Here is a 12,131-nt window from a genome sequence, read left to right as displayed (position 1 = left end):
ATGTTCATGTCTGCTTGTCCTTCTTTCTGCTGTTTCACCTCCTTTCCTTTAAATCTTGTAATTAAACAGATGCGAAAATAAACAATTAAAAAAGAACACGAAATATTTGGTGGATAAAAATAAATGCTTACCTTTGCACCGCAATCGACAATAAAGGGATTGCAAAACGGGGTGTAGCGCAGTCCGGTTAGCGCACCTGCTTTGGGAGCAGGGGGTCCCAGGTTCGAATCCTGGTACCCCGACACAAAACAAAAAGCTGTATTTCAGCTAATTAAAGAGATAACGAGTCGGTACGTAATTGTATTGACTCGTTTTTTTTATGCCAAAACGTCTTATTTTTCTTTATTAAGCGTCGATAAGGCAGGGTATTTCTTTTAAATATCTTTTAAACGATTCTGTACAATATGTTTTTGGTTTCAATCATTTAAAAACATGAAGTACTATGGCAACTTTTAAAGCGGTCGTTCTGGCCGGCAATTCGCACATAAAATCAGACGGAACAAAAAATATTAAGATCCGTATATATCATAACAAGGCATCGCAGTATATATCTACTCCCTATTATATACAGGAGGACTACCTGGGTAAAGACGGAGTGATCACTTCCGGGTACCGGGATGCAGATCTACTCAACTACGAGCTCGGTAATCTGATTCAAAAGTACCGAGGTGTCTGTATTAAGCTAGGTATCGAGCGAGTGTCGCGCATGAGCTGTATAGAGGTCAAGGAGCAAATAGCGGCAGCTATGGAACCGGAGTATGAGTTTATAGACTTCATCGCATTCTGTGGAAGTGTAATTGATAAAACGGATAAGTCGGCAACCCGGGAATGGTATCAAACAGCCTTAAACTCTTTATGCTGGTTCTACAACCGGAAAAAGATCGATGTCCGGGATGTAACAGCTCAACGGTTGAATGAGTTTAAGCAGCAGTTATCGATCTCCGGACAGGGAGGAAAGCCGCTTTCTCCCGGCGGTATCAGTAACTATCTCCGGGCGATCCGGTCACTATTGAATAAAGCTAAGGCATATTATAATAATGAGGACTATGATATCATACGGATACCTAACGATCCGTTTTCAAAAGTGAAAGTACCCAAGTATCGCCGGGAACGCAAAACGATTTCCGCTGAAGATATTATCCGGATTCGGGACGGGCATTTTTCCACCGAGCGGGCGAATATGGCTCGTGATGTCTTTATGATCATGTTTTACATGATGGGGATAAACGTAAAAGATTTGTACCAGATGCGAGGAACTAAAAGAGGCCGGCTTGAATATGAACGGAGTAAAACCGAAACGGAAGATAATGTATACCGGTTCCCGTTGTCGGTCAGGATAGAACCGGAACTGGAGCCTCTTATTAAGCAGTATAGTGATATTGCTTTCCTGTCGTATTTCCGTAGGCAGTACTGCAATCACAAAAACTTCATGAAGGCGGTAAACAAAGGCTTGGCACAAATTGCAGATGAATTAAACCTGCATTGTAAGTTAACAACGAACTGGATTCGTCACAGCTGGGCAAGCATTGCCAGGAATAAAGCCGACGTACCCAAAGCAGATGTGGACTTCTGTCTCGGCCATGTGAACAATGATTATAAGATGGCTGATATTTATATAGAGATCGATTACTCCATATTTGACAAATCAAACCGGGCGGTTTTGGACTACCTCGAAAAAATATCTCAAAAAAAACAGGCAAAATGTTTGCAGGTATAAAAAAAGCTCCCTATATTTGCAACAGAGAATTCGAGTTGGATTTTAGACGAAAGTTTGAGGTCCAGCTTTTTGTGTTTATACACTTTGCTTCTTTCTTTCTTTCCCGTAAACACCCAATAAATAATGACTTACCTGGTGCCTGCATAAAATTTGGCACTATGACAATATCCATTTCTAAAACAGCGCTGCTTAACAAATTGCAGCTTTTATCGAAGATTATTTCTTCGAAACCATCCCTGCCAATCCTGGGCAATTATCTTTTTGAAACAAAAGAAGGTCGGCTGTTTCTTACTGCATCAAATAGTGAAGGGCGAATAATGACAAGCCTGAAATGTATTTCTGACGAAGACATGTCTGTATGTGTTCCGACTGCAATTTTAGATGGATTAAAAACTCTTCCGGAGCAACCGCTAAATATTTACATAAATCCGAATAATAAAGAAATCCTGATAAAATATAGCGGAGGTAAATTTGAATTTATGGGCTATGAGACAGTATCCTATCCCAGCAAAAAAGAGTTTGATTCGTCAGATTGTATCAATACGACCGCCGAGGAATTTTATAACGGAATAGCTAAGGTCGTCAATCTGGCAGCAGAAGACGAACTCCGTCCTGTAATGAGTACTGTGCTTATTGAGGCTTCTCCTAAAGCTCTAACCTTTGTTGGCACAGACGGACATGGTTTAGGTTCTTTCTCCTGTAAAAAAGAGTCTTGTATCAATAAAGTTTCGGTTATTATAAGTCGGCCTATGGCATCAATACTGAAAGGCATTGTACCTGCTTCCCCGGATGATCTGCAAATAAAGGTGGGTGCTGACTGGTCTGTTGTCACAGTAAATGACTTTGAAATTTCGTTCCGAAACGTTGAAGGCCGATATCCTAACTGGAAAGCTGTTATTCCTCATAATAATCCTCTGGAGCTTGTGGTAGATACCAAGCAGTTGATAGGAGCAATTAAACGTACAACTGTTTTTTCAAATAAATCAACATGCCTTATATTATTCAAAGCTGATTATGACCGACTTGTTGTATCGGCAAATGATCTTGATTTTTCTACTTCAGCAGAAGAAATGCTATCCGCAGAATTCAAAGACGATGAATTTAAGATAGGAGTAAAAGGTTCACTTATTTTAGAAATGCTCTCCTGCATTGACGATGAACGAACCAAACTAACTTTTAGTCTGCCAAATTCTGCTATTCTGATAATGCCAGAAAAACAGCAGGAAGGCCAAGAACTTACCTATTTATTAATGCCCATGACAATTCAGTAAGTTATGAAAGAGTTCAAAGATATAATCCAGAAATACTTGGAACAGCGAGCTGCAGAAGATGTACTGTTCGCCCCTAAATTTTCCAATCCAAAGAAGAACATTGATGAATGTTGCCGCTATATTTTAGGCAAAGCACGTAAGCGTGGCAATGAGGTTGTAATGGATGACAGTGAAGTCTATGGGTTGGCGGTACACTATTACGATGAAGACGATATTAAGGTTAGTGGAGCTAGCAATTGTAAAGTGTCAAGTAGGCCTCAAGCCACACCTGCAAAGCCCTTGAGTCAACAGCCGACCGTGTTACCCTTAAAACGAGGGAAGGCAAAGAGAGAAGAAAATAAATTACAGTTATCTTTATTTGATTGAATCATGAAGCCTAAATCCAAATTACAGAGACGGGTGGTAGAATTAAGCGGAAAGCTACCTGCTATCACGAAAGGACAGGAAGACTGGGCCAAAGAACATCTGTTTGACCATCTTGCCTATAAATGTAAGGATGAGCTATGGTGTTCCGAATGTGGCAGGACGTGGGTAGATACAAGCAACAGTGAATTGGGTACAATCGTTTTGGGTGATAAAACCGAATGTCCTTATTGCCATCATCGGTTGGACGTGAAGGTTAGCCGAAGACAAAAAAGCCATGAAGAAGCATACATGTCCATCCTGCAAGTGAAAGGCGGTTTTCAGGTGATCCGGCATATACTTTGTTGGAAAAATGCCAGAAAAGCAACTTCTCTGATTGGACAGCCGGCCTGTTATCCGGTGAATTACGATTTCACTGAAATGGTGCAGGAGTGGATCAGCGAAGACGGTAAGCGTACGATTGTAGCTCGACCGATGAACATGGGAGGTAATGGATGGATATATAGTGACCCTCTCAGTATTAAAAGCGAATATGGTAGTAGCTGTTGGAATTATCGTGGCGATCTATATGCGATATGGGGAGAATTATACCCAAGGAAAGAACTGTTACCTGGATTGAAAAAACGGGGATTGAATAGACGATTTCCTGATGTCAATCCGTCGAAGCTTATACGTGATCTTTTGAAAGGTAATAATGATGCAGAACTGTGTCTTAAGACCGGACAAATATCTATGCTAAAACATATGTACAAAACCGGGTTCTCCCAACTTCGTTATAAGCCATCGTTCAATATCTGCAACCGTAACCACTACGTTATCAAAGATGCGTCAATGTGGGAAGACTACATGTCTTTACTATCTTATTTCGGAAAGGATCTGCGTAATGCCCATTATGTATGTCCCAAGAATCTGAAAGCTGAACATGATAGTCTATTGGAAAAGAAAAAGATTTGTGAAGCCAAATTGAGAAAAGAGAGGGGACGCATTGAGGCTATCCGTAAGCGTGAAAAGCTCATGAAGGATATAGCCGGCTTCTACGAACGAATGAAAAAGTTCTTCGGTATGAAAATTACAGATGGAAATATAGTCATTTGTCCATTGGAAAGTATCACCCAGTTCTACCAAGAAGGTAAAGCCATGCATCATTGTGTGTATGCTCAAGGATATTATGCCAGGGAAAATACGCTCATCTTATCGGCTACCATTGATGGGAAAAGAGCTGAAACGATAGAGGTGAACTTGAAGACATTGGATATCGTTCAATCCCGAGCCGTTTGCAATGGTGTAAGCGAGTATCATAATCAGATAATTAAACTGGTAAAAAAGAATATGAACCTGATCCGTCAGAAAATGACGGCGTAAAAAATTGATATGCCAAGAATAAGAACCATAGTGCCGGATTTCTGGGAAGATGAAAGGTTTTCGAACGTATCTCTTCCGGCTTGTCTGCTTTATATAGGCATGAAAAACTTTGCTGATGATAGTGGTGTCATTTTAGCTAATGAAACTATCATCAAGTCGAAAGTCTTTCCTGCCCGCGAAGATATTCGTAAACAGCAGGTTTCTGGGTGGCTGCAAGAACTGATTGAGAACTCTATCCTTGTACCTCTTAAATACGAAAATAAGAGCTACTACGTGATGGACTTTTCCAGTGAGCGCATCGACAAACCGCAAAAGTCAAAAATTCCTGCAGAAGTGATAGAAAATGTTCTTGCCGGCAATAATCAAAGTAATTCGGGAACATTCGCGAATGATCTCGAACAATCGAAAATGTTCGATCATATTCCTGCTGTAGAGGAAAGGATAGGAGAGGATTGTAAAGGAGAGGAGGGAGATACGCGTGCAGGCACGCACGACCCCACCCCAAAGTCGGAGAAACCGAAAAATGAGAATTTTGAAAAGTTCAAACTATGGATTGCGGATAATGCTCCGAATGTGGCAAAGCTTAAGGAGCCATTTACCGAGGAACAATTCGAACGGATAAAAAAAGAATTTCCGCTTCCGCTGATCCAGGATACTCTTGTCTCGATGCATAACTTTCGAGAGCTTTTGAAAAAATATGTTAGTGCGAATTTAACGTTTCGCAAATGGGCGAAACGTGACTTAGAAAAATATCAGAATGGACAAACAACAAGCAATACAACTTCTGTCAACCCTAGACAAAACAACCGGTATTCTTCCGGCAGAACTAATGCCGAAAACAACAGAACAAGCCTTGAGCGTCTTGGAGAATTGGCCGATGCTATATTACAAAGCCCTACACCCGAAAACGGTTAATGACGTATTTCAATCTCCCAGCTGCTCTATTGCCGTGATGAACAAAAACTTTGGAGAAACAAAACTTAGAGCATTTATGGCTAAGATAATCATAGATGTAGTTATGTTTTTCAATGTTGGCAAGATAATGAATGATAATCAGGCTGCACAAACTGCAGATCTGATCATCGAGGAGTACTATTTCCTGAAGCCGGATGATTTCAAGCTATGTTTTAATCGGGCGAAAAAGGGATTGTATGGGAAGGTTTATGATCGGATAGACGGGGCTGTTATTTTAGAATGGCTTGGCCGGTATGAGAAAGAAAGGGGTTCTATGGCCATGGATGATAGTATCAATAATTCCAAAAGCTGGGATATACCGGAAGGCGATAGGACTTCTAAAACATTGGAACAAGCGTACCATGAGTTTAGGAAGTATAATTTTGAACGGAAATATAAGGTGTAAATATTAAAAAAAACATCAACAATTAAAAAGAAGTAAATATGAAAAGTTATCAATATGAAGAAATTGTCTTTTGGCTATCATTCATAGCCTACCTGATTAGCCACATAGCCAGTTTCGATATTTGGGTACAAAATCTATTGCTTATCAATGCTCTTATAAATATGTGCTGTGCTATTTATTATGCTTATAAGCATAGAAAAGACGATGACTAAAAAATATGAATATAGATACTGAATTTAACATAGGAGATAGCGTATGCTATCTGAGTGGGGATAATATTATCCATACAACTATAAGCAAAATAATTATCGAAGTATCCTATATTGATGATAGTTTTCTTATGGTTTATAGGCTGTCTGATGGACTTAGCGTGCCCAGAAACAATTATCCCAAATGGGATAAAAGACTTTTTAAAGACAAAGAGAGTTTGATAAAATATTTATCTGATTCATAACTAAAAAAATATGAACCTGATCCGTCAGAAAATGACGGCGTAAATACAAAGTTGAATAATGAAAGCGATAAGCATAAAGCAACCGTGGGCTAGCCTAATAGCTCACGGTATAAAAGATATCGAGAACAGATCCTGGAGAACAAATTACAGGGGGCGTGTCCTGATCCATGCTGGTGCCAGCAAAAAAGAAGGTTGGCGTTTGAATGATTTACAAAGAACCCATTTGTGGCGATCAGGCAACGCTCTCTACAATACTGATTTTGATAAATTGCCTTTTGGCTCCATTATTGGAAGTGTGGAAATTGTAGATTGTGTTCAGGCTCATTCTTCTATCTGGGTGGAGAAAGGAGTCTGGAACTGGGTGCTGGCTAATCCAGTCCTATATCAGACACCGATACCCGCAAAGGGGAAACTGTCTCTTTGGGAGTTCGAAGGCCTCAAAGAGGTAAAAATTAAGTGCCCGGAGTGTGGAAGTATTGAAACTGCTTTGGAGAACCATCTTACAGAACCATTTTCGACGTATGTACATACATGCTGTAAATGCGGTGGTATTATCATGGAAAGTGAATTTAATATAATTAAATAGACAGTTATGATCAAGATTGATTATTCAACCTCGAATACAGTATTCGGAAATCTACAAAAGGGTTCAATACTTCCATTTCAAAAAACTCAAGCGGTGCATTCCCACCGCTTGTTCTGAATCGCAACTTAGAAATAATCGAACACATTATGAAAGGAATGGGTAAATAATTGTCATTTTTCATTCTTATCAATTGTTATTATATGTTCATTATCGTCTTTTATAAATAAGAAGTTTTCATTTTCTCCAATAAAATTTCCTAGTAACTTTTTCGTATTAGTATTTGGATCTTCAATAAATATTTCTTGGCCTACAGTAAGAACTTCACCATTAGAAGTTGTGCTTGAATAAGTATTTCGACTAGTACTGCTATTTACTAAGTCTAATCTTTTATTTAGTTCTCCGATAGCATTTAGTATTAAACTAGAATCCTGTGATAGAATAACTTTTTCTGGTAGAATCGCTGGCCTTTCAATAGATAATAGTTGCAATAATGGATTTATTTCATTATTATTAGCTTCAAATGTTTCTGTTATACATTTTGCTATCTCAAAAACAGTTTTCTTCACTTCATCAATTCTTAAATTTTCGTTGTATGATAAAGTTCTTATACCAGATATATCAAATGGCATATCAGTTTTTCTATCTTTAATAAGAACGGTTTTTTTGTTAAAAGCTTGTCTAAAACCTAACTCATAAAAAACATTTGGATTTCTTGAACTTAAGTCACATATAGCCATATCACATTCGAGTATCTTTTGTAAGATATCGACCATTATCATATTAGCTTTTGACGTATCATCTGCGCGGATAGGTTCAAAATCCGCTTGTTCACATGCTGGTTTTATTAAGTGTTCATATACTCTATTGAAATGTCCTTTTTCGTATCCTCCGGTGTCACTAATAGGCATAATTACAAAACATCTTTTTTTCCCTTGTGTCATAGCTTCGAATCTATTTTTGATGGGCAAATATAATGGTTTTAGAAAATAAAATCAAAAACATGTAGTTATTTCATCTTACGAACTCATGAGTGTACATCAGAAAATGTTTTCGTGAAATATCTAAACTCATATAAAAGTTTTATTTTATTGTGAGAATACTACTCAAATCACGCAATAAGTGAGTTAAGAAAATCCTCAGTGATCCTGGGGACTTTTTTCTGTCCTTTATATCTTATGTGAAACTGAGATATGAAAGCGCAAAAATGTATAGTCTGTGGCCGGGAAACGGTTTCTGTGATCAAAACTGAAGAAGGGCATATCTGTTATAACTGCTACTCTGATAAAAAGAACCTTCCAAAACAAAAGCAACACCATGATAACGAAGAAGCTCGGATTCAGTCGGAGTTTTTCAGTAAGGTTCCTTTATTTTTTCCGAACTTGCCGGATCGACTTCTTTTTGCAGTCCCGAACGGTGGCAGCCGGCATAAAATAGAAGCGGCTAATATGAAGCGCCAAGGCGTTAAACGAGGTGTAGCTGATGTGATCCTTCAGATACCGAAAAAGGGATATGCTTCTCTTTGTCTAGAGTTCAAGACATCTACAGGTAAACAGTCTGCAGAGCAAAAGGAATACCAACGCCAGGTTGAAATGGCAGGTAGTAAATATGTGATTGTTCGAAGCGTGGAACAGGCTATTCGGGAACTGCAGCAGTATCTGGGTTAATAGATTTCCCCTGTTATATTTTAGAATAAAAGTTATGGCAGAATTGAAGTATGACCCTCGGAATTATCGTATTCATACCGATAAAAATAAACGGCTTATAAAGAAGAGTCTAGAGGATTGTGGTGCCGGCCGTTCTATTCTTTTGGATAAGAATGATGTTATCATTGCAGGGAATGGTGTTTATGAGCAGGCTTTGGAGCTGGGGTTAAAGGTTCGTGTTGTAGAGTCTGACGGAAATGAACTGATTGCTATCAGAAGAACGGATTTGTCTACAGAGGATGAAAAAAGAAAGCTTTTGGCTCTGGCTGATAACCATACATCAGATACTTCTATGTTCGATTTCGTAGCTGTAGTTGAAGATTTTGGTATTGACGAACTTGGTGATTGGGAGTTGGAGCTTCCATTTGATGATATACCGACAGATGTAGACCGTTTCTTTGAGGGAGCAGATAAGGTGGAGAATAAGAGAAAGACTATGATTTGTCCCCATTGTGGAAGGGAGATAGAGTTATGATCTTATACCTTGCCGGTTATAAGTCTTGTGCCAAACGGTGGAATATCGACACGAAAGATATCTATCTTTTAAGTTCTTTTTGGGAGCATAAATCGGGACGTTATGGTAGTTATGTTTGTCAAGAGAAACATATTCTTGATAGCGGTGCGTTTTCTGCCTTTTCGGGAAAAAATGATAGTTTTGGTTGGGATGGCTATGTTAAGAAATATGCAGACTTTGTTCTGAAAAATAATATTCAACGTTTCTTTGAACTGGATATAGATGTTGTTGTCGGATTGGAGAGGGTTGAGTATTATCGTAGATATTTGGAAGATCGCATAGGACGGCAGCCTATTCCTGTTTGGCATGCAAGTCGAGGAAAGGATTATTTTATTCGGATGTGTGAGGATTATCCTTATGTTGCGATTGGTACGACTTCGACAATGGAAGAAGGTCGGCGGATAAGAGAGAATCCTATGATATTAAAGTGGTTTATCGATCAAGCTCATTCTGCCGGTACTCGTATTCATGGGCTTGGATTTACAAATACGACACTTCTTCCTTTTTTGAAGTTTGATAGTGTTGATAGTACGACTTGGTTGTCAGGTTCCAGATTTGGGCAAATTTATTTCTTCAATGGCAAGCAAATGGTATATCGCAATCCGCCAAAAGGAATGCGGGCTAAGAATCATGATTTATCGAATAGACACAATTTTAATGAATGGATAAAATTTCAAAGGTATGCAGAACAATACTTATAACAAAAAGGTCCTTTTGTATTCAGGAGGTATGGATAGTTGGTTGATTGACAAACTCTGGAAACCGGATATAAGGCTTTATATTGATATGAATACCCGTTATTCAAAAGAGGAAATGAAGCGTCTTCCGGATGATACCATTATTGAAAAGTTGGATTTATCAAAATGGGAACGTGAAGATAAGATTATTCCTCTTAGGAATATGTATTTGATTGGTATCGCAACGAATTATGGCGACGAAATCTGTTTGGGAGCGACAGCCGGTGACCGGGTTCTTGATAAATCACCTGTATTTGCCGAATTGTACGAGGAGTTACTCGGATATCTCTATCAGAAACAACATTGGACTGAGAAACGAACGATCAGGATAAATTTGGATTATAAAGCATATACTAAGACAGAGTTGTTGAAGCAATATATAATTCAAGGAGGCAGTATTAGTGAAGCGTTTAGTTCGTCGTTCAGCTGTTATGCTCCCGTTGATGGGCACGAATGTTGGAGCTGTAAACCGTGTTTCCGTAAATTTATTGCTTTTGCATTGAACGGATATCCGTTTTCGGAAGAAGTAATAGAAAGGAATATATCTTATATAAAACGTGAAATACTTCCTTTGATTGAATCAGGCGAGTATGGTCGGAAACGTGAGGAGGAAGAGATAAGACAAGTATTAACTCTTTATCGATAAATTTATGTATATAGTAAGGAAACGTCTTGAAATTTCAGCGTCTCATCATCTGAATCTCTCTTATACGAGTAAGTGTGAGAACTTGCATGGACATAACTGGATTGTAATTGTTTGGTGTAGATCTAAGCAGTTGAATCCAGATGGTATGGTTGTCGACTTTGCCCATATTAAGCAAATGATTCAGGAAAAATTGGATCATAAGAACTTGAATGAGGTATTATCGTTTAATCCGACAGCGGAAAATATTGCGAAATGGATCTGTAATCAGATACCCCAATGTTTTAAAGTGATGGTCCAGGAATCGGAGAATAATATAGCGTGGTATGAAAAAGATAAATGAGATTTTTTACAGTATCCAGGGAGAGGGGTATTTTACCGGTACATCGACTGTTTTTGTTCGCTTCTCTGGATGTAACTTGAGATGCCCGTTCTGTGATACAGAACACAAAGAAGGCAAGATGTTAAGTGATGATGATATTATTGCAGAAATAAGGCGTTATCCGGCTTTACATGTTGTATTGACGGGTGGTGAACCTTGTATGCAGGTTACGTATGATTTGGTTGACAAGATTAAAGCTACCGGTCGATTCGTTCAAATTGAAACAAATGGAACTTTGGTTCCACCTGTAAATATAGACTGGATTACGTGTTCTCCGAAAGAGGGCGGTAAAACAGTCGTGATCAATCCTAATGAATTGAAGGTAGTTTATATCGGACAGGATATGTCGCAATATGATAAATATTCAGCAGGAATATATTATTTGCAGCCTTGTTCCGGTCAGAATACGAAGGAAGTTATTAATTATATTAAAGAGCATCCGAAATGGAAATTAAGTCTACAAATACACAAGATATTGAATGTGCGATAAGAACGATTCTTTCTTTTATAGGTGAAAATCCTTTTCGGGAGGGCTTGAAAGAAACACCGGATCGTATTATAAGGATGTGGAAAGAGATCTTTCGTGGATATGATCTGGCACAGGTGCCTAAAATAACAGTCTTCCCCAATGGAATGGATGGCCTTTCTTGTAATAGTGTTATCGCAGATTCAGGTGGATTCTATTCAATGTGTGAACATCACATGATGCCTTTCTTTGGGAAGTATTGGTTTGCTTATATTCCTAATCCCAAAGGTAAGATATTGGGGATATCGAAAGTTGGTCGTGTTGTTGATTATTGTGCGGCACGATTACAGGTACAAGAGCGATTGGCGAAAGATATCATTGTGATGATCCAAGAAGCGTTAGGTTCGGAATATCCACCTTTGGCAATGGGTATAGTGTTAGAGGGAGAACACTTGTGTAAATCGATGCGTGGTGTAAAGAAAGAAGGCAAAATGCGTTCTTCTTTCTATTTAGATAATGGAAGTTTACCTGAGTTGAAGGTAGAATTGTCCCGATTCGTTAGTTTTGGTTAAG

At 38.7% G+C, this 12,131-nt stretch carries 16 protein-coding genes and 1 tRNA gene; 16 read left to right on the top strand and 1 reads right to left on the bottom strand.

The genetic code is table 11. From position 1 onward, the window contains the following. Positions 1–167 precede the first annotated feature (167 nt). The 9 genes from C825_RS18705 (at position 168) to C825_RS18670 (ending at position 7,113) form a co-directional block, all read left to right on the top strand. Positions 168–242, top strand: a tRNA-Pro gene (locus C825_RS18705). Between the two features lie 200 nt (positions 243–442). Further along, a complete protein-coding gene (locus C825_RS18700; protein ID WP_010803643.1) occupies positions 443–1,717 on the top strand; it encodes a phage integrase SAM-like domain-containing protein in 1,275 nt (424 codons plus the stop codon). After that, the gene (dnaN, locus tag C825_RS18695) at positions 1,702–2,988 is read left to right on the top strand and encodes a DNA polymerase III subunit beta (RefSeq protein ID WP_010803642.1); all 1,287 of its coding nucleotides are present in this window, start codon (positions 1,702–1,704) and stop codon (positions 2,986–2,988) included. Before C825_RS18700 ends, dnaN begins: the two co-directional genes overlap by 16 nt. A 3-nt stretch (positions 2,989–2,991) precedes the next feature. Continuing rightward, positions 2,992–3,354, top strand: coding sequence for a PcfK-like family protein (locus C825_RS18690; RefSeq protein WP_010803641.1), 363 nt, complete (start codon positions 2,992–2,994; stop codon positions 3,352–3,354). A gap of 3 nt (positions 3,355–3,357) precedes the next feature. Continuing rightward, entirely contained in the window at positions 3,358–4,713 is a 1,356-nt protein-coding gene (locus C825_RS18685) for a PcfJ domain-containing protein (RefSeq protein ID WP_010803640.1), read from the top strand. A 9-nt stretch (positions 4,714–4,722) separates the two neighbouring features. Beyond that, positions 4,723–5,628 (top strand): hypothetical protein, encoded by a 906-nt coding sequence (locus C825_RS18680; protein WP_044214516.1) that lies wholly within the window; start codon positions 4,723–4,725, stop codon positions 5,626–5,628. 76 nt (positions 5,629–5,704) lie between these two features. Continuing rightward, entirely contained in the window at positions 5,705–6,073 is a 369-nt protein-coding gene (locus tag C825_RS18675) for a DUF6633 family protein (RefSeq protein WP_010803638.1), read from the top strand. A gap of 217 nt (positions 6,074–6,290) precedes the next feature. Beyond that, positions 6,291–6,527 carry a hypothetical protein gene (locus C825_RS27765; protein WP_010803637.1) on the top strand — a complete coding sequence of 79 codons (237 nt, stop codon included), beginning with the start codon at positions 6,291–6,293 and terminating at the stop codon, positions 6,525–6,527. Positions 6,528–6,585: 58 nt separating this feature from the next. Next, complete coding sequence (locus tag C825_RS18670) at positions 6,586–7,113, top strand: ASCH domain-containing protein (protein WP_010803636.1); 528 nt, start codon at positions 6,586–6,588, stop codon at positions 7,111–7,113. Between the two features lie 170 nt (positions 7,114–7,283). Here C825_RS18670 and C825_RS18665 read toward each other — a convergent pair whose 3' ends face one another. Next, complete coding sequence (locus tag C825_RS18665) at positions 7,284–8,054, bottom strand: hypothetical protein (RefSeq protein ID WP_044214513.1); 771 nt, start codon at positions 8,052–8,054, stop codon at positions 7,284–7,286. Between the two features lie 249 nt (positions 8,055–8,303). On the opposite strand from C825_RS18665, the gene C825_RS18660 reads away from it, so the two are divergent. Genes C825_RS18660 through folE form a run of 7 tightly spaced genes read left to right on the top strand, consistent with a single transcriptional unit; the run spans position 8,304 to position 12,130 of the window. Beyond that, on the top strand, positions 8,304–8,777 hold the full coding sequence (locus C825_RS18660; protein ID WP_010803633.1) for a VRR-NUC domain-containing protein: 474 nt from the start codon (positions 8,304–8,306) through the stop codon (positions 8,775–8,777). A gap of 34 nt (positions 8,778–8,811) precedes the next feature. After that, positions 8,812–9,291, top strand: a complete 480-nt coding sequence (locus C825_RS18655; RefSeq protein ID WP_010803632.1) for a ParB N-terminal domain-containing protein — start codon at positions 8,812–8,814, stop codon at positions 9,289–9,291. After that, on the top strand, positions 9,288–10,031 hold the full coding sequence (locus C825_RS18650) for a hypothetical protein (RefSeq protein ID WP_010803631.1): 744 nt from the start codon (positions 9,288–9,290) through the stop codon (positions 10,029–10,031). Before C825_RS18655 ends, C825_RS18650 begins: the two co-directional genes overlap by 4 nt. Further along, positions 10,012–10,713, top strand: a complete 702-nt coding sequence (locus C825_RS18645; protein ID WP_010803630.1) for a 7-cyano-7-deazaguanine synthase — start codon at positions 10,012–10,014, stop codon at positions 10,711–10,713. The genes C825_RS18650 and C825_RS18645 overlap by 20 nt, the downstream gene beginning before the upstream one ends. Before the next feature lie 4 nt (positions 10,714–10,717). Next, entirely contained in the window at positions 10,718–11,053 is a 336-nt protein-coding gene (gene queD, locus C825_RS18640) for a 6-carboxytetrahydropterin synthase QueD (protein ID WP_010803629.1), read from the top strand. Beyond that, positions 11,037–11,582: a 7-carboxy-7-deazaguanine synthase QueE gene (locus C825_RS18635; RefSeq protein WP_010803628.1), complete on the top strand. Its 546-nt coding sequence runs from the start codon at positions 11,037–11,039 to the stop codon at positions 11,580–11,582. Before queD ends, C825_RS18635 begins: the two co-directional genes overlap by 17 nt. Continuing rightward, positions 11,537–12,130, top strand: a complete 594-nt coding sequence (folE, locus tag C825_RS18630) for a GTP cyclohydrolase I (protein WP_010803627.1) — start codon at positions 11,537–11,539, stop codon at positions 12,128–12,130. Before C825_RS18635 ends, folE begins: the two co-directional genes overlap by 46 nt. The last annotated feature ends 1 nt before the right edge of the window (position 12,131 follow it).

This window comes from Parabacteroides sp. ASF519, assembly GCF_000364265.2.
Taxonomy (GTDB): domain Bacteria; phylum Bacteroidota; class Bacteroidia; order Bacteroidales; family Tannerellaceae; genus Parabacteroides; species Parabacteroides goldsteinii.
This window is presented reverse-complemented; position numbering and strand designations above follow the sequence as displayed.